Source organism: Microbacterium esteraromaticum (genome assembly GCF_017303215.1).
Lineage (GTDB): Bacteria > Actinomycetota > Actinomycetes > Actinomycetales > Microbacteriaceae > Microbacterium > Microbacterium esteraromaticum_C.
Genome location: NZ_JAEMWU010000001.1, coordinates 1613011 through 1635221, shown reverse-complemented (window position 1 = coordinate 1635221; position 22211 = coordinate 1613011). Strand labels below are relative to the sequence as shown.

Genomic DNA, 22211 nt, shown 5'->3' with positions numbered 1-22211 from the left:
CACATAAACGGAAGGTATTGAGATGGAACTCAACGAAGCATCCATCAGCCGTCGCAACCTGCTGCGCGGCGCGGCCGCCGCAGCGGTGCTGCTGCCGTTCGGCGCGACCCTCGCGTCCTGCGCAGCACCCGGCGGTGGCGGCGGAGGCGGAGACGAACCGGCTGGCGAGGTCACCTCCGACAACCCGTTCGGCGTCGCCGCCAACTCGACCGTCGACGCCGTGATCTTCGACGGCGGCTACGGCATCGACTACGTCCAGAACGCCGCGAGCATCATGGAGGGCAACGCCGGTCTTGACGGTGTCACCGTCAAGGTCTCCGCCTCGACCAAGATCGCCCAGGAGCTGCAGCCTCGGTTCGTCGGCGGCAACCCGCCGGACCTCATCGACAACTCCGGTGCGAACTCGATCGGCTTCAACACCATCCTCGACCAGCTCGAGGACCTGTCCGAGGTGCTCGAATCGAACAACCTCGAAGGCGAGAAGATCGCCGACACACTGTTCGACGGTGTCAAGGCCCCGGGGACGTTCGGCGACAAGTTCGCCGCACTCAACTACGTCTTCACGACGTACGCGGTGTGGTACTCGGGCAGCCTGTTCGAGGAGAACGGCTGGGAGCCGCCGAAGACGTGGAAGGACCTCAAGGCTCTTGGTGCCGCCGCGAAGGAGAAGGACAAGTACCTCTTCCTGTGGGGCAAGGAGGCCGCGACCTACTACCAGACGTTCGTCGTCGACTCGGCGGTCATCCAGGCGGGCGACGATGTGCGTCTGCCGCTGGAGAACCTCGAAGAGGGCTGCTGGTCGCACCCGGCACTGCAGGGCATCCTCACCGAGCTGCACAGCCTCATCGAGGCGGGCTACGTCAAGCCCGGCGGTGCCGGCACGCAGTTCACGCAGGCTCAGGCGCAGTGGAGCCTCGACCAGGAGGCGCTGCTGTACCCGTCCGGCTCGTGGATCGAGAACGAGATGAAGGACACCACGGCAGATAACTTCCAGATGATGGGCGTGCGCGAGATGCCGCTCGACGACAGCGCGACTACCCCGGCGGGCTACATGCGTGCCGAGGCCGGTGAGCCGTTCATCGTGCCCACCAACGCGAAGAACCCTGCCGGTGGCAAGGAGCTGCTGCGCACGATGCTGTCGAAGCAGGCGGCATCCGACTTCTCGAAGAACAAGCTCGCTCCCACGGTCGTCAAGGGCACCGTGCCCGATGACGGTTTCGGGTCGACGGCGCTGGTGTCGCAGGTCGAGATGATCGACGCCGCCGGTTCGGGCATGTTCACCATCAAGTCGTTCAACCTGTACGGCATGAACTCCGACCAGCTGCCGATCTGGAACTCGTTCCTCGACGGCAAGATGAGCGTCGCAGAGATCACCAAGCAGCTGCAGGATCTGACCGACCGGATCCGCAACGACAGCTCCATCGAGAAGATCGAGATCAAGTGACCTCGCAGACCGCCTCTGGTGGTCCCCAGCTGCAGACCGCTGCGGCGACTGCAGCACGCACGGGGCGGCGCAAGCCGCCCCGTGCGGGGGTCCCGCGCAAACTCACGCTCGACTACGTGTCGTTCCTGATCGTGTTCCTGGGTCTCCCGGTCGCGATCTTCCTGATCTTCGTGATCTCGCCGTTCGTCCAGGCCGTCTACTACTCGATGACCAACTGGACCGGGTTCTCGGCGACCATGGACTTCATCGGCGTTCAGAACTTCGTGCGGCTGTTTCAGGATCCGACGTTCCTGCAGGCGATGGGCAACAACGCGCTGCTCGCGATCGTCGTGCCGCTGATCACGATCGCGATCGCCCTGATCTTCGCGAGCATGATCACCGTCGGTGGTCCGAGCCACGGACAGGTGCGCGGGCTGAAGGCCTCGAGCTTCTACCGGGTGGTGTCGTTCTTCCCGTACGTCATCCCCGCGATCGTCATCGCGATCCTGTGGAACATGATCTACACCCCCAGCGGTCTGCTCAACGGCCTGATCGGCCTGCTCGGCATCGATATGAACGAGTACGCCTGGCTCGGCGACGAGCGCACGGCCATGGGCGCGACGATCTTCGTGATCGTGTGGAGCATGGTCGGGTTCTACATGGTGCTGTTCGTCGCCGCGATCAAGGGCATCCCCTCAGAGACGCTCGAGGCGGCTCGCATCGACGGCGCAGGTCGATTCCGTACAGTGATCTCGATCCTGCTGCCGCAGATCCGCGACAACGTGCAGACCGCGTACATCTACTTGGGCATCCTCGCCCTCGACGCCTTCGTCTACATGGCCGGTCTGAACGCGACCGGCGGACCTGGCAACAGCACGCTGGTGATGAGCCAGTACCTGTTCCGCACCGCGTTCGAGAAGGGCCAGTTCGGACTGGCCAGCGCGATGGGTGTCGTCCTCGCCGTGCTTACCCTGCTGTTCGCCGCGCTCGTGATCGGCGTGTTCCGCCTGATCGGCGGCAAGGATGAAGGAGGTCGCGCATGAGCACCGACACGCGCGCCGCGATCACGATCGACCCGAAATCAACCTCGCGCAAGGGCCTGCGCACGCCGAAGGACACGACGAGCGACAAGGTGGTCGGCGGTCTCTCGCATGGCGTCCTAGCGGTCTGGTCGATCGTGGTCATCCTGCCGATGCTGTGGACCCTGGTCGGCTCGTTCAAGACGACCAAAGAGATCTTCGCCTCGCCGTTCGGACTACCTGCCAACTGGAACTTCGACAACTACGTCAACGCGTGGGTGAAGAACAACTTCGGCGGCATGTTCCTGAACACCGTCATCGTCGTGGGCGTCGCCCTCGTCCTGGTGATGGTGCTCGGCGCCATGTGCGCCTATGTGCTGGCGCGCTTCGCGCTCCCCGGCAGCCGAGTGATCTACTACCTCATGCTCGCGGGCCTGACCTTCCCGGTCTTCCTCGCGATCGTGCCGTTGTTCTTCATCCTGCAGGGTATGGGTCTGCTGAACACTCTGCCGGGTCTGATCATCACGTACGTGGCGTTCGCCCTGCCGTTCACCGTGTTCTTCCTGTTCTCGTTCTTCAAGTCGCTGCCGTACGAGATCCAGGAAGCTGCCTACGTCGATGGCGCCGGCGAGTGGCGGACGTTCTTCCAGGTGATGCTCCCGATGGCCAAGCCCGGGATGGCCGCCATCGCGATCATGAACTTCCTGGGCCTGTGGAACCAGTTCCTGCTGCCGATCTCGCTGAACACGAACCAGGACAACTACGTGCTCTCGCAGGGTATGGCCAACTTCGCCTCGGCCGCCGGCTACCAGGTCGACTTCGGCGCGATGTTCGCCGCGGTGATCATCACGATCGTCCCCGTGCTCGTGGTGTACGTGCTCTTCCAGCGTCAGCTGCAGGGGTCCGTCTCGCAGGGCACGTCGAAGTAGCATCCGTGTTCGCCCGGATCGCCCCTGCCCGCTTCAGCGGCGCGGGGGCGATCCGTGTCTCTTCGTCCACCGCGCCCGAGTTCGCTCGACGCGCCGACTCGCCTACACTCGCCCCATGACCCTGCACCCGCCGACCCGACGGCGCCGCATGGTCATCGCGCTCGTCGGCGCATTCGCCGTCGTCCTCGCGGTGGTCATCGGCATCACACGCCCCTGGAACACACCGGCGGAGACCACGCCGATCGCCGCGGGGCAGGACGGTGCCGTGCCCGCTCCGCTGCACCTTGCCGAACGGCCCCGGGTGCTCGTGTTCGGCGACTCATGGACGTATGGCTCGGCGGCGACCGAGCCGACGCTCGGCTATGCGTACCTGCTCGCCGACCTGATCGAAGGCGAGACCGTGGTCGCGGGGGTTCCGGGCAGCGGCTATCAGCGCCCCGGCCGCAACGGCCCGGCGTACGGTGAGCGCGTGGCGGCCCTGGATGCCACGATCGCGCCCGACCTCGTGATCATGCAGGGATCGATCAACGATCGCCGCGAGGATGCCGCCGGTTACCGCGCCGCTGTCACCGCCGTGTGGGACCAGCTGGTCGCCGTGTTCCCAGACGTACCGGTTGTCGTGCTCGGCCCCGCACCGCATGAGCTTCCCGTCGGCGCATCGACGGCGCGGATCGACCGGGACCTCGCGGACCTCGCCGCCGCGCGCAACTGGTGGTATATCTCGCCCGTGCAGGACGAGTGGATCACCGACCGGAACTACCTGGACGTGATCGATGTCGGCGCCGGACGCAAGCACCCCTCGAACGCCGGTCACGAGTACCTCGCCGAGAAGGTCGCCGAGGCTCTGGCAGGGCTCGCGGATGCGCCGGTGACGGCCGCGGACGGCCCTGAGGAATCGCCTGTCGAGTAGCGACCATCGGTCGAGGCCGGAGACGAAGAAGACCGCCCGGGAACCCGGACGGTCTCTCTGTGTGTGCCCCCGACAGGAGTCGAACCTGCGACCTACGGTACCGGAAACCGGCGCTCTATCCACTGAGCTACGGAGGCGAACTCAACGAGCTTATCAGTTGCCGGGGCCGCCTCTGCGCACCCTCGGCGCGCCCGGATCGGCTCCGATCAACTGACCTGGCTCGGTCAGCTGACCTGCAGAGTGGTGATGCACGTGGGCGCCTCGGCACCCCGTGTGGTGATCTCGACGCTACCGGCTTTGCCCTCGGTGGTAACCGCCACGGTCGCGTCGACGTCGCGGGGCAGCCAGTAGCCGATGAATCCGTTGTCGTAGGTCTCGGCCTGCTCGTCGACGTAGACCTCACCGGTGTCGGCGTCGGTGATGGTGATCTGAATATCGGTCTGCTGCATCTCGCCCACGCAGGAGTTGGGTGCGTGGAACGTGCAGTCGTGGGTTTGGGTGGCGAAAGGGGCGAAGGCGATGTAGACCTCATCGTCGGGCATCGGCAGCAGCACGTCCTGGCCGGACTCGTCCACAAGAACCAGCTCGTCGGGGCGGATCGACGCCTGCAGTGTCTGCGGCCGATCGGTCAGCGCGGTGGTGTCGAGCTTCTCGATGACCTGCTTGGCGTCGAGTCCGTCGAGACCGTACGCGCTCAACACATCGCTCTGCGAGGCGACGGAGCCGGCTGGTTCAGCAGCGGGCGAGCATCCGGTGATCAACAGGGTGAGGGCGAAGACGCCGGCGGCGAGCGCCGTGAGACGGGTACGCATGGCGCCACGGTAGTCACGACGTCTATGAACGCCCTGGTGCGCGGATCGGCTCAGACCAGAAACAACGGCAGCATGCCGGGGTTGTGCGCGTGCACCAGCACGGCGAAGACGACCGCGTCGAACAGCAGATGCACCGTGACCACGTACGCCAGGGAATGCGTGCGCAGGAAGATCCACCCCTGCAGAAGCGCGAACGGGATCGTCAGCAGCGGTCCCCACTCCCGGTACCCCAGTTCCCACAGGAACGACACGAACACGACGGCCTGCAGGATGTTCGCAGGCACAACGGGCATGTGCCGGCGCAGCAACGCGAAGACCGTGCAGATGAAGAACAGCTCATCCCAGATCCCTACCGCTCCGACGCCGACGAAGAGACGCGCGATGAGGTCGGGAGTGTCGACGACCGGCCAGTTCTGGTAGACCCCGCTGGTGATGAAGTAGAACGGCAGGATCAGCCAGCCCAGCGCCAGCACCCCGAAGAGCCAGATCCATTGCCAGCGCGCCCACCGCTGCCCCGTGCGCCACGGGAACGAGATCGCCCGGTCGCGGTACACGAATCGCGAGATCAGGTACGGCACCAGCACGGCACCGCCCAGCGCCAGCGTGAAGCGCAGCATCGCGAGGTCGTCGAGCTTCGCCTCGAGCGAGATGGCGTGCACGATCACCATGCCCACGGCGATGATCGACAGGTCGCGTGTCAGCGAGGGGTCGGATGCCAGCATCCGACGTCTCTCGGCGACCGCGGCCGTCCCGATTCCGGTGATGAGCAGCACCCATCCCTGCCACGTCCAGCCCAGCACGAAGAACGCCGGTGCCGCCGCGCACACCAGCGCGGCGGCGAGGACGCTGCGCCAGGCGGTGACCGTCACGCGCGCGGTACCCGACGGTACGTGAGGTCGCGGATGTCGCGCCCCTTCGCGATGCCCTTGCGTTCGAACGCGGTCATCACGCGACCGGCGAAGCGGTCGGCCCACTCCCCCTCGAACGCGCGCTCGAACTGCGGTGCCTCATCGAGCACCTCGCGCATCTGCAGGGCGTAGTCCTCCCAGTCGGTGGCCAGGCGCAGCAACCCGTCGTCAGCGATCGCCCGCGCGGCGATCTCGGGGAAGCCCGGCCGGATCATCCGCCGCTTGGTGTGGCGCTTCTTGTGCCAGGGGTCCGAGAAGAAGATCCAGACCTCGGATGCTGCCGCCTCGGGCAGGTACGTCGAGAGCACCTCAGGGGCGTTCGCCTCGGCCAGGCGCAGGTTGCGCGCACCGGCCTTGTCGGCATCGAGCATGGTGCGGGCGAGTCCGGCGCGGAACACCTCGACGGCGAGGAAGTCATCGTCGGGTCGTGAGGATGCCGCCGAGACGATCGCGTGGCCCTGTCCCGAACCGATCTCGACGATCAGCGGTGCGGTGCGTCCGTATGCGGATGCCACGTCCAGCCGCGCCTGCGGGTGCACGGATGTGAAGGCGACGTCGCGCGGCACATCGAGCAAGTAGAACGGGGCGAGCTCGGCGAATGCCCGCTCCTGCCCCTCCGACATCCGGCCGCTGCGGCGCACGAACGAGACCGGTTCGTCGCGGAAGGTGCGTGGTTCTGGCATCCCTCCAGGGTACCGGCGCGGGTGTTCAGCCACGGGCGTGCGGCTCGGTGACGAAGTCGATGAGCTCTTCGACCCGCCCCAACAGGGCGGGCTCCAGGTCTCGGAAGGTAGTCACCCGCGACAGGATGCGCTTCCAGGCGTGCGCGATGTCTGTCTGGTCGTCGGCGGGCCAGCCGAATGCCCGGCAGATGCCGGTCTTCCAGTCGGTTCCGCGCGGGATCTGCGGCCACGCACGGATACCCATCGCCGCCGGTGTCACGCACTGCCAGACGTCGATGAACGGATGACCGACGATCTTCAGGTGGGCCCCGTGCGCGCCCCGCATGATCTGATCGACGATCCGGGTCTCCTTCGAGCCGGCGACGAGATGGTCGACCAGCACCCCATACCGGCGCGTCGCCGTCGGCGGCGCCTCGGCCAGCAACTCGTCGAGGCGATCGAGCCCCTGCAGGTACTCCACGACCACGCCCTCGACGCGCAGATCGGCACCCCAGACCTTCTCGACCAGTTCCGCATCGTGGCGACCCTCGACCAGGATGCGGCTCGGCAGCGCTGTGCGTGCCCGGTCGTCAGCGGGTGCGTACGACCCCGACGCGGTGCGCCGCGGGCCCGACGGGGCGCGGGCGGGCACGACCAGGCGCACCGGACGCCCCTCAATGAGAAAGCCGCCACCGAGCGGGAAGCTGCGCCGGCGCCCCTTCCAGTCCTCGAGTTCGACCAGCCCCGCCTCGACGCGGGTGATCGCCCCGCAGTATCCGTCGTTGGCGACCTCGACGACGAGATCCCTCTGCGCTGCGACGTCGGTCGTCGTGGGTACACCCCGCTTGCGCCATCCGTCGGCGAGGACGTCGGTACCGTATCTGTCGTCCATGCCTTCCAGCGTATGCGTCTGCGCCGACAGCGAACGCCGCACGCGCGGATGCTGTCGCGCGTCGGTCGCAGTGCATAGACTCGACGCATGGGGGCTCGGCAGCCGAGTGGAGGGAACACTATGCGAACACGGTGGCTGCTCTCTGCCGCCCTGCTGCTCAGCGCGGCGCTGACTGCCATCACCGGCTCAGCGGCCTCGGCCACCGCTCCGGTGACGCTCGATTCGGGCTACGTCACCGATACCGCCGGGGTGCTCTCGCCCGCGCAGGAGGATGCCGCCGAACAACGCCTGCAGGAGCTGACCGAGAACTCCTCGGCCGATCTGTTCGTGGTGTTCGTCGACGAGTTCTCGTCGCCCACCGATCGCATCGCCTGGGCCGACACGGTCGCCGAGCAGAACAACCTCGGCCCCGAGCAGTATCTGCTCGCCGTGGCCGTCGAGCAGCGGGCGTACTACATCTCGGCAGCCACCGGCGGCCCACTCAGAGACAGCAGATTGAGCGCCATCGAGGACAGCATCCAACCCCTTCTCGCTCAGAACGACTGGAGCGGCGCGATCGCCCTCGCCGCCGACGAGATCCAGGGCGACGGCGGTGCAGGACTGCTGCGCGTCATGCTGGTGCTGGTGGCGGTCGCCGCCGTCATCATCGTGATCTGGCTGATCGTGCGCGCGATCCGGCGCCGCAGACGCGCGGCCGCGATCCGCGCCCGCGGAGCCATGCCCGCCACCCCCGACCCGAACGATCCGTTCTCGACGCTCACCGATGAGCAGGTGCAGACTCAGGCGGGATCGGCGCTGGTGCAGGCGGACGACGCGATCACCTCGAGCCGCGAGGAACTGGGCTTCGCCATCGCGCAGTTCGGCGACCAGGCGACCGAGGAATTCGCACAGGTCGTCCAGACGGCACGTGAGAAGCTCTCCGAGGCCTTCGGCCTGCGCCAGAAGCTCGACGACGAGATCGAGGACTCCATCCACGACCGGCGCGCGTGGAACATCCGCATCATCGAACTGTGTGACGAGATCGACGACCTGCTCGATGACAACACCGAGGCGTTCGAAGCGCTGCGCGCGCTGCAGCAGAACGCACCGGCCGAGCTCGAACGCGTACGTGCCGAGCGCGCCGCGCTCACGCCGTTGCTGGCACACGTCGGCCCGGCGCTGACGGCGCTGCACGGCGAGTATGACGCGGATGCCCTCTCGACCGTCACGGACAACCCCGAACAAGCGCACGAGCGGGCGATGCTCGCCGACCACGCCATCGAATCCGCCGCAGCGTCGATCGCCGCCGGACAGACCGGCCCGGCAGCATTCGGCATCCGCACCGCCGAGCAGGCCGTCGCGCAGGCGACTCAGCTCGTCACGGCCGTCTCGACGCTCGGTGACGAGCTGCACGCTCTCGAGACGCAGGCCCAGGCGCTCGTCTCTGAGCTGCAGGCCGATGTGACCGCCGCACAGGCCCTGCCCGACCCGGACGGGCAGATCGCCGCCGCCGTGAACTCCGTGCGCTCCCGGCTCGCCGAGGCCGCCGCGAATCTCAGCGGACAGTCACGCAGCCCGCAGCGGATGCTGAGTGCGCTGACCGCCGCCAACACGCAGATCGACGCCGCGATCGCCCGGGGGCACGAGACACTCGCACAAGCCCAGCGCCAGAAGGCGCTGCTGTCGCAGACTCTGGCTCAGGCAAGCTCCGAGGTGCGCGCCGCGCGCACCTTCATCGACACCCGTCGCGGTGGCATCGGCTCCACGGCCCGCACGCGCCTGTCGCAGGCCGAGGCGGCGCTGGACCAGGCGATCGCGGTGCAGCCCTCCGACGAACGCACCGCGCTCTCCGAAGCTGAACGCGCCCTTTCGCTCGCCCGCCAGGCTTCACAGCACGCTCGCAGCGACGTCGACGCGTACGCCCGCCGCGGCGCTCAGGACGGCTGGGCGAGCTGGGGCGGTGACCCCTTCGGCGGCGGCTCCGGTCGCAGCTCGGGCTCCGGAATCACGGGGGACATCGTCGGCGGCATCATCGGCGGGCTGATCGCCGGCGCAAGCTCCTCACGACGTTCCTCCGGTGGTTCGCGCTCCCGCGGCTTCCGCTCGGGCGGCGGCGGTTTCCGCAGCTCAGGCTTCGGCGGCGGGCGGTCAGGAGGCCGCAGTGGCCGCTCCGGAGGAGGCCGATTCTGACCCCCGCTCATTCCGACTCGACTTCATGATCCCGTCCCCTGAAAGGAACAACCCATGACCAAGCAGTCCATCTTCGGGCGCATCTCGACCCTCGTCCGCGCAAACATCAACTCGCTCCTCGACTCCGCCGAGGACCCGCAGAAGATGATCGACCAGCTCGTGCGCGACTACACGAACAACATCGCCGAGGCAGAGTCGGCCATCGCCGAGACCATCGGCAACCTGCGCCTGCTCGAGCGCGACCACCAGGAGGACGTGCAGTCCGCCAAGGACTGGGGCAACAAGGCGATCGCTGCCAGCCGCAAGGCCGATGAGCTGCGCGGCGGCGGCCACACCGCCGACGCCGACAAGTTCGACAACCTCGCCAAGATCGCCCTGCAGCGTCAGATCGGCGCCGAGCGCGAAGCCCGTGCAGCCGAGCCGCAGATCGCGACCCAGACCGAGATCGTCGACAAGCTCAAGGACGGTCTCAACGGCATGAAGACCAAGCTGGGCGAGCTGAAGACCAAGCGCAGCGAGCTGCTCGCCCGCGCCAAGGTCGCCGAGGCACAGACCAAGGTGCAGGACGCCATCGGCTCGATCAATGTGCTCGACCCCACCAGCGAACTGGGCCGTTTCGAAGACAAGATCCGCCGCCAGGAGGCCCTGGCACAGGGCAAGGCCGAGCTCGCGGCCTCGTCGCTGGATGCGCAGTTCGAGAGCCTGGAAGACCTCGGTGAGCTGACCGAGGTCGAGGCGCGTCTCGCCGCACTGAAGGTCGGCGGCAAACCGCAGGCCGCCCTCGAATCCGAGTGATTCCCCGGGGCGGATGCCGGTGGCATCCGCCCTACCTCTCCCCCGGAGAACGTCATGACCCGATTTCTCATCACCCCGCAGTGGCAGGGATCGCCGTCGGCCCGCGCCATGCTGCTGATCGACGGCGCAACGGCGATCTCGGGTGACCTGCCACGCAAGGACACCATCACCCTCGACGTGCCGATGGAGGCCGGTGAGGCGCTCGGTACCGGTGTTCATCGCCTCAGCTCACTGTTGCGCGTGCGCGAACTGCTGCGCGAGACGATGTCGCACTCCGACGAGACGACCATCGTCATCGGCGGCGACTGCAGCGTCAGCGCCTTCGCGCTGTCGGCGATCGACACCTCCGATCTGGCGGTGCTCTGGTGCGACGCCCACCCGGACCTGCACGACCCCGGCTCCTCCCCCTCCGGGGCGTTCTCAGGCATGGCGCTGCGTGCCGTCCTCGGCGACGGAGAAGGTCAGCTGGCGCTATCGCCCGGCATTCCGCGCGAACGCGTCGTGATGCTCGGCACGCGCAACATCGACGCCGCGGAGCAGCCCGAACTCGATCGGCTGACGCGGTTCTCCCCCACCGACTTCGACGCGGATTCCGTCGCCGAGGCGGTGCGCTCGACGGGGGCGTCGCGCGTCTGGGTGCACATCGACGTCGACGTGCTCGACCCCTCGACGATCTCCGGTGTATCGGATGCCGCTCCGTTCGGCACCACGACCGCCGCACTGGTCACGGCGATCCGCCAGGTACGCGAGCACGTGCCGCTGGCGGGTGCCACGATCGCCGGCTTCGCTCCGCGCGGCCCCGAGGACGCTGTGCAGGACATGGGGTCGATCCTGCGGCTGATCGGCGCCGTGGCGTGAGCGACGACTGGCGTTCGGAAGCCGAACGCGTTCTGCAGCGCGGGCGACGCCTCGATCGCCGCATCCCCTCGTTCCTCTTGCGTTCCCCGATCAGTCGCATCGGCTATTGGTGGGGCACCGCCGTCGGCTGGACCTGGGGCACCCTCTGGAGCACCGGCCGTGTCGAGCGACGTGAGGCCCTCTGGGTGTTCCGCGGGATGCCGAAGTGGACATTCATGCGCGGTGGCGTCTGCGTCGGCGGATGCTTCCTCACCGGCGATACCTCGCCGTCCGATGCGGTGTTGCGACACGAGGCCGTTCACAAGCAGCAGTGGCTGCGCTACGGCTTCCTCACCCCGGTGCTGTACCTGTTCGCCGGGAGGGATCCGCTGCGCAACCGCTTCGAGATCGAGGCCGGTCTGGAGGACGGCGGCTATGTGCGCCGCCGACGCAATCAGCGCACGCTCAGGCCGTAGCGCTCCGGAGCGGTGATCGCCGTAGCATCCACAGTGAGTGTCTCTGTGAGGTGTTCGATGATGTCGGCCGTGCTCAAGAACCCGCCGAGCAGGGTCACCTCGGTGCGCAGCGCCTCGGGACCGGCATCGCAGAGCATCTCATCGGCCCACGCGATGGCTGCCCTGGTGAGCGCCTCGCCGGTGGCGCATCGGCGAGCGGAGCCGATCGCTCCAACGGGGCGTGCCCGCGGCAACCAGGTGACAGTCATGCGCGGCGGCGCCGTGACGATGCTGACGTCGCCCGCTTCAGGCACCTCGATGAACACGCGGCCGACCGCACACAGCGGAAGAGTGGCCAGGACCGCCTCGAGTTCGGCGAGCGCGTTCTCGTCGGCCGTGATGAGGTGCTGCACCTGCGGGCGACGGGACGCCCGACGCGCAGCGCGGGCGGCGCGGGTGCCAGCGGCGGTCTCGACAGTGCTCATGATGCACTCAGTCTACACCCGATGTAGGCATGCCTTACCTACATAGCGCGCATCACTCGACGAGGAAGGCCCGCAGCGCGTCGAGCTCGGCGTCCGACATCCCCACCGCGCGCAGGTACTCCGCCGCTGATCCGTAGCGCTCATCGATATCGGCAAGCAGCGCCGCCATCACCGGCGCCGGAGACTCGGTGGCGAGTTGGATCGCATTCCGCGAATCGGGCAGGTGCGTGCGAAAGTACTCCACCACCGCACGTGTGCGCGCCTCGGGCAGTTGCGAGGCGGTGAGCGCATAGTCGGCGACTACGGCAGCCCGATCCGCTCCCACGGCGCTCAAGGCCAGTGCCACGGTCACACCGGTGCGGTCTTTGCCCACGGTGCAGTGCACCAGCGTCGGCACTCCCTGCGCGATCAGACGCACCGCTTGCGCGAGCCGATCAGCAGACTCATCGACCAGGTGGCGGTACATGCCGGACAAGTCGATGTCCTCGGTGAAGAAGGAAGCGGTCGATCCCAGAAAGAGCGGAATCCTGGTCGTCGGCACCGACGCCAGCGCCGAGGGTTCGGCCCGGACCTCGTCGTCGGCACGCAGATCGACGACGCGCTGCACGCGCCCGGCAAGCAAGGCGCTGCCCGCTGGGGTGAGGCCGGCCAATTGCCCCGAGCGCAATAGGCGGCCGGCGCGCACCCGACCGGCACCGACGGGAATACCGCCGACGTCGCGGAGGTTGCTGACCCCGGGAACCCGGATGATCGTCATCGGCACGTTCCGGGGCATCGCGACTGACTCATGGCCCCAGCCTAGGCCAGCAGATCCGAGCAGTTCCCCACGGTAGAAATGCAGATAGCCAAGCAGGCAGAGTCAATCATCAGCATTACGATAGTTGTTTCGCGATGTGACGTTACGAATTGATCCCGCATTTCCTGCTGACCCCCGACGGATAGGACAATATCGTCGTGACAACACACGCCGACGAGTTCCGCTACCTGCCCGGCCAGGCCGAGATGCTCGGCGTCGCCCTGCCCGCAGCCCGACGCATCGCGCACACGCTACCGGACGGACGCACCCTGAGCGCGCTCGTCTACGGCGACGGCCCCGCCGACGTAACCCTGTTGCACGGCGCCGGCCTGAACGCCCACACGTGGGACACCGTCAACCTTCTGCTCGGCCGCCCCGCCTTGGCGATCGACCTCGCCGGACACGGCGACTCCTCGTGGCGCGAGGATCTGGATTACTCCCCCGGCTCGCTCGCCGACGACGTCGCACATGCCTTGCGCGCCCGCACCTCCGTCCCCCAGGTGCTCATCGGGCACTCGCTCGGCGGACTCGCGGCCGCGGTGGTCGCCGCCCGGCACCCTGAGTTGGTCCGTGAACTCATCCTCGTCGACGTGGTTCCCGGACTCGACACCGATGCCGCTCCCGCTGTGCTGCGCGACTTCTACACCGTGACCGAGTTCGATTCCCGCGACGACGCGGTCACCCGGGCCCGGTCATTCGGTTTCGGCGGAACGATCCAGGACACCGAGCGCGGCGTCTTCTTCAACACCCGCGTGCGCGCCGATGGCCGCGTCGAGTGGAAGCACCACTTCGCCCAGATCATCGGCCACGCCTTTGACGCACTCAACGCGGAGCGACGGGCATCCGACGATCCCTGGCAAGATCTCGTCGCCGTCCCGGCGCCGGTGTCGCTCGTTCGCGGTACCCGCGGATTCCTGCGCGACGCCGACGTCACCGAGTTCTCCCGCAGACTCCCTGCGGCAACCGTCGTCACCGTCGACGCCGGCCACAACGTTCAGGAGACGTCACCGGCATCCCTCGCCGATCTCGCCTCCGCCGCCCTCACCCGAACGCACCGCTGACCCGAGCGACGCGGCACCGCACCCCTCCGAGAGGACCTACCCTTGTTTTCCTTCACCCGCGCACGTCAATCCGGACGCGTCGCCGCGATCGCCCTGATCGCCACCGGCGCGCTCGTGCTCAGCGCCTGCAGCAGCAGCGCCCCCGAAGCGACGCCGACGGCCGCCAGCGCGCCCGACCCGGATGCCACCCTCAGCGTCGGCCTCGTGCTCGAACCGACCAACCTCGACATCCGGCACACCAGCGGCGCCGCCCTCGAACAGATTCTGGTCGACAACATCTACGAGGGCCTCGTGACCCGCACACAGGACAACGAGATCGTCGAGCGCCTCGCCAGCGCATACGAGATCTCACCCGATGGCCTCACCTACACCTTCACGCTGAACGAGGGCATCACGTTCCACGATGGCGCCGCGCTGACCTCCGCCGACGTGGTCGCCTCATACGAGGCCGTCCGCTCCGATGCCGCCGTGCAGGGCAACGCGCAGTTCGCCGGCATCGCCTCGATCGCAGCCCCGGACGCCGCGACCGTCGTGATCACACTCACCGAACCCGACCAGAACTTCCTGTTCGCCCTGACCGGTCCGGCCGGCCTCGTCTTCAAGAAGGACGACGCGACCGATCTGAAGACCGCTGAGAACGGCACCGGCCCGTTCGTGCTCGACCGCTGGACCAAGGGCAGCTCGATCACGTTCGACCGCTTCGACGAGTACTGGGGCGAACAGGCCACGGTCGCCGAGGTGGTCTTCCACTACATCCCCGATTTCACCGCCGGCGTGAACGCCGCGCTGGACGGCACACTCGATGTACTCACCGCGGTCGACCCGAACCTGGCACCGCAGCTCGAAGAGACGGGCGAGTTCGTCATCACCACCGGGCGCACGACCGACAAGGCGACCCTCGCCTTCAACAACGCCCAGGCACCACTGGACGATGTGAAGGTACGCGAAGCGCTCCGCCTGGCGATCGACCATGAGGCACTCGTCGACGCCGTCGGGGCCGGACAGACGATGTTCGGCCCCATCCCGGAACTCGACCCTGGCTACGAGGATCTGTCCGAGATCGCACCGTACGATCCGTCGCGTGCACGCGAGCTGCTGGCCGAGGCCGGCCACGAAGAGCTCGACCTCACCCTGACGATCCCGTCGTTCTACGGCACGACCGCCGCTCAGGTGCTGATCTCGGACTTCGCGAAGGTCGGTGTGTCGCTCGAGGTAAAGCGCGTCGAGTTCGCCACCTGGCTCGAGGACGTCTACACCAACCACGACTACGAGCTGAGCTTCGTGCTACACGTCGAGCCGCGCGACTTCGGCAACTGGGCGAACCCCGACTACTACTTCGGCTACGACAACGCCGAGGTGCAGGACCTGTACACACAGGCACTGACCGAGACCGACGCTGAGCGTTCCGCCGAGCTCCTGGCCGAGGCCGCTCGCCTCGTCTCCGAAGATCACGCCGCCGACTGGCTGTACAACGGCGCCACCCTGACGGCGCTGCTGCCCGGCGTCTCGGGCTTCCCCGAGGACTCGATCAACTCGCGCATCGACCTCGCCGGCGTCACGAAGACCGCAGACTGACCTGTGCTCCGTTACACGCTCACACGAGGAGCCCTGCTGGTCGCAGGGCTCCTCGTGTCGAGCGTGATCATCTTCCTGACGCTGCGTGTCCTCCCCGGCGACGTCGCCCAGCTCATCGCCGGCACACAGGCATCCGCGGAGACGGTCGAGGCGCTGCGGCAGTCGCTCGGCCTGGACCGGCCACTCATCGTGCAATACCTGGAATGGATCAGCGGCGTTCTGCGCGGCGACCTCGGCACCTCGCAGCTCAGCGGCGCCTCGGTGTCAGCGGAACTGCTCGAGAAGGCACAGGTCACCGTACCGCTCGGGCTGATGGCGCTGACGATCGCCCTGCTCATCGCTGTACCGTTCGGCATCGTCTCGGCCATGCTGCGCGGCCGCGCCGGTGGCACGGCGATGAGCGTCAGCGCGCAGGCCGTCGCGGCCGTCCCGGTGATCTGGGCCGGCATGATGCTCGTCGTCGTCTTCGCCCACTGGCTCGGGTGGCTGCCCGCGCAGGGCTTTCCCCGCACCGGCTGGGCGACGCCCGGCAAGGCCTTCGAGGCGCTGCTGTTGCCGGCGTTGACGATCGGCCTCGTCGAGGGCGCGATGCTGATGCGCTTCGTGCGCAGCGCCACCCTGCAGGCGGCGGGCCAGGACTTCGTGCGCACCGCAGCAGCCAAGGGCCTCACCCGGCGCCGCGCCCTGGTGCAGCACGGCATCCCCGCTGTCGGCCTGTCGATCGTGACGGTGCTCGGCCTGCAGATCGCGGGGATCATCGTCGGCTCGGTCGTGATCGAGCAGCTGTTCACCCTGCCGGGCATCGGTCGGATGCTGGTTGCCGACGTCGGCACCCGTGATCTCGTCAAGGTGCAGAGCGAGTTGCTGGTACTCACCGGGTTCGTGCTGATCATCGGGTTCATCGTCGACCTGGTGCATCACGCCATCGACCCGCGACAGCGAGAGGCCGCATGATGCCCCGCTGGATGCGCGTGCTGCTATCGTCGGCAACCGGCTGGTTCGGCGTGGTCGTGGTGCTGACCGTCGCGCTGACCGCCCTGGTGTCGCTGGTGTGGACGCCCTTCGATCCGATGCTCACGGATGTCAAGGGGCGCTGGGCGCCCCCGGGGTGGCCCCATCTGCTCGGCACCGATGCGACGGGCCGCGACATCCTCAGCCTGCTGATGGCCGGAGCACGCACCACCGTCTTCGTCGCCGTGGGCGCCGGCATCGTGGCCACCGTGGTCGGCATGCTGCTGGCGGCGCTGGGCGCACTCACGGCACGCTGGATGCGCGAGACCGTCGCGGTACTGGTCGACATCTTGATCGCCTTCCCGGTACTGATGATCGCCATGATGATCTCGGCGGTCTGGGGCGGTTCACTGTGGGTGGTCGTGATCTCGGTCGGCATCGGGTTCGGTGTGAGCATCGCGCGCGTCACCCGCCCCGAGCTGCGCCGTGTGCAGAAGAGCGACTTCGTGCTCGCCGGACGCGCCAGCGGATTGACGGCCGGGCAGAACCTCGTGCGTCACCTGCTGCCGAACGTGGCCCCCGTGTTCATCGTGCAGCTGTCGTGGTCGATGGCGGTGGCCGTTCTCGCAGAGGCCGGTCTGTCGTACCTCGGGTTCGGCGCCTCGCTGGCCGATGCCTCGTGGGGCACGCTGCTGGCCGAGCTGCAGCGCTACATCGGCGTGCATCCGCTTTCGGTGGTGTGGCCGGGCCTGGCGATCACGATCACCGTACTCGGCCTGAACCTGCTCGGCGACGCGCTGCGCGAGGCCACCGATCCGACGCTGTCGCGCCGCGCGGCGCAGGTGCATGTGCCGGAGGTGGTGGCATGAGTCTGCAGGTGGAGGACCTGGTCGTCGAGATCGGCGGGCGGCGCGTGCTCGACGGTGTCTCGTTCGAGGTGAGCGACGGTCAGCGTCTTGGCCTGATCGGCGAGTCCGGTTCCGGCAAGTCGGTGACGGCGCTCGCTGTGCTCGGGTTGCTGCCGGAGGGCGCGGTCGCGCGCGGCAGCGTCCGCTGGAACGGCATCGAGTTGCTGGGCATGCGCGATCGCGAACTGGCTGAGCTACGCGGCGACGAGATCGGGATGGTCTTTCAGGAACCGCGCACCGCCCTCAACCCGATCCGCACCGTCGGCCGTCAGATCGCTGAGGCCATCCGCATCCACGAACGCGTGCCGCGGAGGCAAGCGCGCGAGAGGGCGATCGCCGAGGCCGCCCGCGTGCACCTTCCCGACCCCGAGACCGTCGTCGACCGCTACCCGCACCAACTGTCGGGTGGCCAGCGCCAGCGCGTCGCGATCGCCATGGCGCTGGCCTGCCGGCCACGTCTGCTCATCGCCGATGAACCGACCACCGCACTGGATGTCACGATCCAGGCCGAGATCCTTCGGCTGCTGCTCTCGCTGGTCTCGGAAGAGGGCATGTCGCTGGTCTTCATCACCCACGACCTTGCCGTCCTCTCGCAGGTGGCCACGCATGGCGTCGTTCTCGATGCGGGCACGGTTATCGAGTCCGCACCGATCGGCACTCTGCTGTCAGCACCGCAGGCACCGGTCACCCAAGCGTTGCTGCGCGATGCGACCGCCACCCTGTGGCGTCCCGAGGGAGGCGCATCGTGACGCTCATCCGCGCCGAGGGCCTGAGCAGGCGCTTCCCCGTGCCGAAGCGGCACGTGTTCGAGAAGCAGCACCAGTCGACCGCGCTCGAGCCCACCGACCTCGAGATCGCCGAGGGCGAATCACTCGGCCTGATCGGAGAGTCGGGCTCGGGTAAGTCGACACTGGTGCGGCTGCTGCTGGGCCTTGACCGTCCGTCCGGCGGTCGAGTGATCGTCGACGGACGCGATGTGGATGCCGCGGCGCGCGCCCGTTCGCTGCACTGGTTGCGGCGCCAGACCGGGCTCGTGTTCCAGGACCCGTACGCGTCGCTGGACCCGCGTATGACCGCGGGGCAGATCATCGCGGAGCCGTTGTGGGCGCTCGATGTCCCCGGCGACCATGGTGCGCGCGTGCGCGATGTGCTCGTGCAGGTCGGCCTGGACGCCGACATGGCCGATCGTCATCCGCACGAGTTCTCGGGCGGCCAGCGACAGCGCATCGCCATCGCGAGGGCGATCGCCCACCGGCCGCGGATCCTCGTCGGTGATGAGCCGATGTCGGCGCTCGATGTGACCGTACGCGCCCAGGTGCTGGCGCTCTTCCAGCAGTTGCGCGCCGAACAGGGACTCACTCTGATCGTCGTGTCGCATGACATCGGTCTCGTGCAGAACCTCAGCGACACCGTCGCGGTGATGAAGGACGGCCGCATCGTCGAGCGGGGCACCACCGCCGCCGTGCTGCAGCATCCGCGCGAGGACTACACGCGCCAACTGCTCGCTGCGATCCCGTCCATCCGCCGCCCCTGAGGCGGCCGGTGCGTGTTCAGTGCTCGCCCGCCACCCGCCAGTCGATCTCGGCGGCGCCGTGCTGCTCGAGCAGGGCGTTGGTGCGCGAGAAGGGTCGCGACCCGAAGAACCCGCGCCGCGCCGACAGCGGTGAGGGGTGCGCGGACTCGATCGTCGGAACATCGCCGAGCAGCGGTCTCAGGCCTGCGGCGTCCTTTCCCCACAGGATCGCGACGAGTGGTTCACGGCGCGCGACGAGCGCACGGATCGCCAGCTCGGTCACCTTCTCCCATCCCCACCCGCGGTGGGATGCGGGCGCGCCGGGCCGCACGGTGAGCACGCGGTTCAGCAGCAGCACGCCCTGGTCGCTCCACGCGGTGAGGTCGCCGTGGGGTGCAGGAGGGATGCCCAGATCGCTCTCGCGTTCCCGGTAGATGTTCGCCAGACTGCGCGGCAACGGCCGCACCTCGCGGTCGACGGCGAACGACAACCCGATGGCGTGTCCCGGTGTCGGATACGGGTCCTGGCCGGTGATCAGCACGCGCACGTCGTCGAGCGGGCGCTGGAACGCGCGCAGGACGTGCTCGTCGGCGGGTAGGTGTCCGATCCCCACGGCCTGCTCGGCGTGCAGTCGCTCGCCGAGTGCGTTCAGCAGTGGTTGCGCCGGCGCGAGCGCGCGCGCCCAGCCAGGGTCGATCAGGCCCGCTTCGGCCAGCTCGCCGAGGGACCGCACCATCAGTCGACGTCGGTGCGCACGTGCAGCGGGCCACGGGCGAGCAGGTGCTGCGCGGACTGCGCCACCGGACGCATCGTGACCAGGTCGAGGTTGACCCGGCGCGGTGCGCTGAGTGCGTACGCGATCACGTCGGCGACATCCTCGGCCAGCAGCGGCTCCTCCACGCCCGCGTAGACGGCCTCGGCCGCGACGCTGTCGCCGCCGAGTCGGTTGAGCGTGAACTCCTCGGTGTGCACCATGCCGGGTGCCACCTCGACGACCCGGATCGGCTCACCGTTGAGCTCCTGGCGCAGCACCTTCACAAGCATCGCCTCCGCGGCCTTCGCCGCGTTGTAACCCGCACCACCGGGGTACGCCGTCTGAGCGGCCGTCGATGTCACGAAGACCGTGTCGGCGTGGCCGTCGTCGGCCGCCGCGCGTCGCAGCAGGGGCAGGATGCCCGAAACCAGCCGCTGCGTCGCTAGCACGTTGGCGTCATACATCCACTGCCAATCGGCGACCGAGCCCGCCTCGACGCTGTCGGTGCCACGGGCGCCACCGGCCACCTGCACCAGCGCGTGCACGGGACCGGTCTTCGCCAGCTCGTCGATCAGGGCATCCACCGCGCGCTGATCGGTGAGGTCGCAGGCGATTCCGGTCGCACCGGTCTCGGCGGCGAGCACCGCGAGCCGCTCCTCTCGCCGGGCTACCCCGACAACGTCCCAACCGCGGGCGCGCAACGCACGCACCGTCGCCTCTCCGATACCCGTGCTCGCTCCGGTCACCACGGCTCGTCTGTTCACCATGCCTCCACCGTACGTCCTTTGCCACGGGCATCCGACTCCGGCGTGTTACGTAACATTTCTGGACGCTTGTTGACGCGTGCGCCGCATCCGTACTCTCACTACAAGGCATCCGCCGCTCGACCCCTACCCGCACCCTGACCTCGGGAGAACCTCATGTCCGCAACTGAGAACTGGCGCTTCGAGACCAAGCAGATCCACGCCGGCGCCGCACCCGACCCGGTCACCAAGGCGCGCGCCACGCCGATCTACCAGACCACCTCCTACGTGTTCGACAACGCCGACCACGCAGCGAACCTGTTCGCCCTGGCAGAGTTCGGCAACATCTACACCCGCATCCAGAACCCGACCCAGGACGTGCTCGAGCAGCGCCTCGCCGCACTCGAAGGGGGCACCGGCGCCCTCGTCCTCGCGAGCGGCCAGGCTGCGGCGACCTTCGCCGTGCTCAACGTCGCTCAGGCCGGCGACCACATCGTCTCGTCGTCGTCGATCTACGGCGGCACCTACAACCTGTTCAAGTACACGCTCGCCAAGCTGGGCGTCGAGGTCACGTTCGTCGAGAACCAGGACGACGCGGAAGAGTGGCGCGCGGCGGTGCGCCCGAACACCAAGCTGTTCTTCGCCGAGACGATCGGCAACCCGCAGATCAACGTGCTCGACATCCGTACCGTCGCCGACGTCGCCCACGACAACGGTGTTCCGCTGATCGTCGACAACACGATCGCCACCCCGTACCTGATCCGTCCGTTCGAGCACGGTGCCGACATCGTCATCCACTCCGTTACGAAGTTCCTCGGCGGACACGGCACCACCATCGGCGGCGCGATCATCGACGGCGGCAGCTTCGAGTGGTCCAAGAACGTCGAGAAGTTCCCGGGCCTGACCGAGCCCGACCCCTCGTACCACGGCGCCAGCTACACGACCGCGGTCGGTGACGGCCTGGCGTACATCATCAAGGCACGCGTGCAGCTGCTGCGCGACCTCGGCTCGGCGATCGCACCGCAGAGCGCATGGAACCTGCTGCAGGGCGTCGAGACGCTGTCGCTGCGCATCGAGCGGCACGTGCAGAACGCCCAGCTGATCGCCGAGTGGCTCGACGACCACGACGACGTCGCCTCGGTGAACTACTCGGGACTGCCCTCGTCGCCCTGGTACGCGAAGGCCAACCAGTACGCTCCGAAGGGTGTCGGCGCAGTGCTGTCGTTCGAGCTCAAGGGCGGCGTCGAGGCCGGACGCGAGTTCGTCAACAGCCTGTCGCTGTTCAGCCACCTCGCCAACATCGGCGACGTGCGTTCGCTGGTCATCCACCCGGCGTCCACCACCCACTCGCAGCTGTCGCCCGAGGCGCAGCTCGCCAGCGGAGTCACGCCCGGCCTGGTGCGTCTGTCGGTGGGTCTGGAGAACATCGACGACCTCAAGGCCGACCTGGACCACGCACTCGCCGCTGCACGTCGCGTAACCGAGGCTGCTCGCGCCTGACATCGGCACCTCCTCCGGCGGGCCCCACCTCTCCTGGTGGGGCCCGCCGTCGTCTTTCACGGCCGCGCTGTGTAACGTGCCGGCACGACCCGCACGCGCAGGCGAGAATGGAAG

The 22211-nt window shown here is 68.1% G+C and carries 23 protein-coding genes and 1 tRNA gene; 15 read left to right on the top strand and 9 right to left on the bottom strand.

The window, feature by feature from the left end; all coding sequences use genetic code 11:
* The first annotated feature begins 22 nt into the window (after positions 1-22).
* From ngcE to JF543_RS07385, 4 genes are all read left to right on the top strand, one after another.
* A complete protein-coding gene (gene ngcE, locus JF543_RS07400) occupies positions 23-1444 on the top strand; it encodes an N-acetylglucosamine/diacetylchitobiose ABC transporter substrate-binding protein (protein ID WP_179411186.1) in 1422 nt (473 codons plus the stop codon).
* Complete coding sequence (locus JF543_RS07395) at positions 1441-2466, top strand: carbohydrate ABC transporter permease (RefSeq protein WP_318247839.1); 1026 nt, start codon at positions 1441-1443, stop codon at positions 2464-2466. Before ngcE ends, JF543_RS07395 begins: the two co-directional genes overlap by 4 nt.
* Entirely contained in the window at positions 2463-3371 is a 909-nt protein-coding gene (locus JF543_RS07390) for a carbohydrate ABC transporter permease (protein WP_179411187.1), read from the top strand. Before JF543_RS07395 ends, JF543_RS07390 begins: the two co-directional genes overlap by 4 nt.
* A 115-nt stretch (positions 3372-3486) precedes the next feature.
* The gene (locus JF543_RS07385; RefSeq protein WP_206820706.1) at positions 3487-4281 is read left to right on the top strand and encodes an SGNH/GDSL hydrolase family protein; all 795 of its coding nucleotides are present in this window, start codon (positions 3487-3489) and stop codon (positions 4279-4281) included.
* A gap of 64 nt (positions 4282-4345) precedes the next feature.
* Here the strand turns inward: JF543_RS07385 and JF543_RS07380 are convergent.
* The 5 genes from JF543_RS07380 to JF543_RS07360 all read right to left on the bottom strand — a co-directional run bounded on the left by JF543_RS07380 (position 4346) and on the right by JF543_RS07360 (position 7555).
* Positions 4346-4418, bottom strand: a tRNA-Arg gene (locus JF543_RS07380).
* A gap of 87 nt (positions 4419-4505) precedes the next feature.
* The gene (locus JF543_RS07375) at positions 4506-5093 is read right to left on the bottom strand and encodes a CueP family metal-binding protein (protein WP_206823534.1); all 588 of its coding nucleotides are present in this window, start codon (positions 5091-5093) and stop codon (positions 4506-4508) included.
* A 50-nt stretch (positions 5094-5143) separates the two neighbouring features.
* Positions 5144-5962 (bottom strand): CPBP family glutamic-type intramembrane protease, encoded by an 819-nt coding sequence (locus tag JF543_RS07370; RefSeq protein WP_206823532.1) that lies wholly within the window; start codon positions 5960-5962, stop codon positions 5144-5146.
* A complete protein-coding gene (gene trmB, locus JF543_RS07365; protein WP_206823530.1) occupies positions 5959-6684 on the bottom strand; it encodes a tRNA (guanosine(46)-N7)-methyltransferase TrmB in 726 nt (241 codons plus the stop codon). Before trmB ends, JF543_RS07370 begins: the two co-directional genes overlap by 4 nt.
* 25 nt (positions 6685-6709) lie before the next feature.
* Positions 6710-7555, bottom strand: a complete 846-nt coding sequence (locus JF543_RS07360) for a DUF3097 domain-containing protein (protein ID WP_206823527.1) — start codon at positions 7553-7555, stop codon at positions 6710-6712.
* A 120-nt stretch (positions 7556-7675) separates the two neighbouring features.
* Between JF543_RS07360 and JF543_RS07355 the strand changes: the two genes are divergently transcribed.
* From JF543_RS07355 to JF543_RS07340, 4 genes are read left to right on the top strand one after another with little or no spacing between them, the layout of a single operon-like run.
* Entirely contained in the window at positions 7676-9724 is a 2049-nt protein-coding gene (locus JF543_RS07355) for a TPM domain-containing protein (protein ID WP_206820709.1), read from the top strand.
* Between the two features lie 54 nt (positions 9725-9778).
* Complete coding sequence (locus JF543_RS07350) at positions 9779-10519, top strand: PspA/IM30 family protein (RefSeq protein ID WP_179411226.1); 741 nt, start codon at positions 9779-9781, stop codon at positions 10517-10519.
* Between the two features lie 54 nt (positions 10520-10573).
* Positions 10574-11377, top strand: coding sequence for an arginase family protein (locus JF543_RS07345; RefSeq protein WP_206550103.1), 804 nt, complete (start codon positions 10574-10576; stop codon positions 11375-11377).
* On the top strand, positions 11374-11832 hold the full coding sequence (locus JF543_RS07340; RefSeq protein ID WP_347401119.1) for a Fe-S oxidoreductase: 459 nt from the start codon (positions 11374-11376) through the stop codon (positions 11830-11832). The genes JF543_RS07345 and JF543_RS07340 overlap by 4 nt, the downstream gene beginning before the upstream one ends.
* Here JF543_RS07340 and JF543_RS07335 read toward each other — a convergent pair.
* Together JF543_RS07335 and JF543_RS07330 are read right to left on the bottom strand one after the other, a co-directional pair.
* Positions 11811-12296: an SIP domain-containing protein gene (locus JF543_RS07335; protein ID WP_179411228.1), complete on the bottom strand. Its 486-nt coding sequence runs from the start codon at positions 12294-12296 to the stop codon at positions 11811-11813. The genes JF543_RS07340 and JF543_RS07335 overlap by 22 nt on opposite strands.
* A 52-nt stretch (positions 12297-12348) precedes the next feature.
* Entirely contained in the window at positions 12349-13071 is a 723-nt protein-coding gene (locus tag JF543_RS07330; RefSeq protein WP_242519412.1) for a tyrosine-protein phosphatase, read from the bottom strand.
* Positions 13072-13250: 179 nt separating this feature from the next.
* On the opposite strand from JF543_RS07330, the gene JF543_RS07325 reads away from it, so the two are divergent.
* From JF543_RS07325 to JF543_RS07300, 6 genes are read left to right on the top strand one after another with little or no spacing between them, the layout of a single operon-like run.
* Positions 13251-14153, top strand: coding sequence for an alpha/beta fold hydrolase (locus JF543_RS07325; protein WP_307858840.1), 903 nt, complete (start codon positions 13251-13253; stop codon positions 14151-14153).
* A gap of 42 nt (positions 14154-14195) precedes the next feature.
* Positions 14196-15728, top strand: a complete 1533-nt coding sequence (locus tag JF543_RS07320) for an ABC transporter substrate-binding protein (RefSeq protein WP_206823525.1) — start codon at positions 14196-14198, stop codon at positions 15726-15728.
* A gap of 3 nt (positions 15729-15731) precedes the next feature.
* Positions 15732-16682, top strand: a complete 951-nt coding sequence (locus JF543_RS07315; protein WP_206823523.1) for an ABC transporter permease subunit — start codon at positions 15732-15734, stop codon at positions 16680-16682.
* The gene (locus tag JF543_RS07310) at positions 16682-17548 is read left to right on the top strand and encodes an ABC transporter permease (protein WP_206550108.1); all 867 of its coding nucleotides are present in this window, start codon (positions 16682-16684) and stop codon (positions 17546-17548) included. The genes JF543_RS07315 and JF543_RS07310 overlap by 1 nt, the downstream gene beginning before the upstream one ends.
* Entirely contained in the window at positions 17545-18336 is a 792-nt protein-coding gene (locus JF543_RS07305; protein ID WP_179411232.1) for an ABC transporter ATP-binding protein, read from the top strand. Before JF543_RS07310 ends, JF543_RS07305 begins: the two co-directional genes overlap by 4 nt.
* Entirely contained in the window at positions 18333-19121 is a 789-nt protein-coding gene (locus tag JF543_RS07300; RefSeq protein WP_179411233.1) for an ATP-binding cassette domain-containing protein, read from the top strand. Before JF543_RS07305 ends, JF543_RS07300 begins: the two co-directional genes overlap by 4 nt.
* A gap of 16 nt (positions 19122-19137) precedes the next feature.
* On the opposite strand, the gene JF543_RS07295 is transcribed toward JF543_RS07300, so the two are convergent.
* Together JF543_RS07295 and JF543_RS07290 are read right to left on the bottom strand one after the other, a co-directional pair.
* Positions 19138-19836 (bottom strand): uracil-DNA glycosylase, encoded by a 699-nt coding sequence (locus tag JF543_RS07295; RefSeq protein WP_206823521.1) that lies wholly within the window; start codon positions 19834-19836, stop codon positions 19138-19140.
* A complete protein-coding gene (locus JF543_RS07290) occupies positions 19836-20621 on the bottom strand; it encodes an SDR family oxidoreductase (RefSeq protein WP_179411235.1) in 786 nt (261 codons plus the stop codon). The genes JF543_RS07295 and JF543_RS07290 overlap by 1 nt, the downstream gene beginning before the upstream one ends.
* A gap of 153 nt (positions 20622-20774) precedes the next feature.
* On the opposite strand from JF543_RS07290, the gene JF543_RS07285 reads away from it, so the two are divergent.
* On the top strand, positions 20775-22097 hold the full coding sequence (locus tag JF543_RS07285) for a bifunctional o-acetylhomoserine/o-acetylserine sulfhydrylase (RefSeq protein ID WP_206823519.1): 1323 nt from the start codon (positions 20775-20777) through the stop codon (positions 22095-22097).
* Positions 22098-22211: the final 114 nt, after the last annotated feature.

Coding starts and splice junctions, on each gene's coding strand:
- ngcE (WP_179411186.1), top strand. CDS start 23: ATGGAACTCAACGAAGCATCCATCAGCCGTCGCAACCTGCTGCGCGGC.
- JF543_RS07390 (WP_179411187.1), top strand. CDS start 2,463: ATGAGCACCGACACGCGCGCCGCGATCACGATCGACCCGAAATCAACC.
- JF543_RS07385 (WP_206820706.1), top strand. CDS start 3,487: ATGACCCTGCACCCGCCGACCCGACGGCGCCGCATGGTCATCGCGCTC.
- JF543_RS07375 (WP_206823534.1), bottom strand. CDS start 5,093: ATGCGTACCCGTCTCACGGCGCTCGCCGCCGGCGTCTTCGCCCTCACC.
- trmB (WP_206823530.1), bottom strand. CDS start 6,684: ATGCCAGAACCACGCACCTTCCGCGACGAACCGGTCTCGTTCGTGCGC.
- JF543_RS07360 (WP_206823527.1), bottom strand. CDS start 7,555: ATGGACGACAGATACGGTACCGACGTCCTCGCCGACGGATGGCGCAAG.
- JF543_RS07355 (WP_206820709.1), top strand. CDS start 7,676: ATGCGAACACGGTGGCTGCTCTCTGCCGCCCTGCTGCTCAGCGCGGCG.
- JF543_RS07350 (WP_179411226.1), top strand. CDS start 9,779: ATGACCAAGCAGTCCATCTTCGGGCGCATCTCGACCCTCGTCCGCGCA.
- JF543_RS07345 (WP_206550103.1), top strand. CDS start 10,574: ATGACCCGATTTCTCATCACCCCGCAGTGGCAGGGATCGCCGTCGGCC.
- JF543_RS07335 (WP_179411228.1), bottom strand. CDS start 12,296: ATGAGCACTGTCGAGACCGCCGCTGGCACCCGCGCCGCCCGCGCTGCG.
- JF543_RS07330 (WP_242519412.1), bottom strand. CDS start 13,071: ATGCCCCGGAACGTGCCGATGACGATCATCCGGGTTCCCGGGGTCAGC.
- JF543_RS07310 (WP_206550108.1), top strand. CDS start 16,682: ATGCCCCGCTGGATGCGCGTGCTGCTATCGTCGGCAACCGGCTGGTTC.
- JF543_RS07305 (WP_179411232.1), top strand. CDS start 17,545: ATGAGTCTGCAGGTGGAGGACCTGGTCGTCGAGATCGGCGGGCGGCGC.
- JF543_RS07295 (WP_206823521.1), bottom strand. CDS start 19,836: ATGGTGCGGTCCCTCGGCGAGCTGGCCGAAGCGGGCCTGATCGACCCT.
- JF543_RS07290 (WP_179411235.1), bottom strand. CDS start 20,621: ATGGTGAACAGACGAGCCGTGGTGACCGGAGCGAGCACGGGTATCGGA.
- JF543_RS07285 (WP_206823519.1), top strand. CDS start 20,775: ATGTCCGCAACTGAGAACTGGCGCTTCGAGACCAAGCAGATCCACGCC.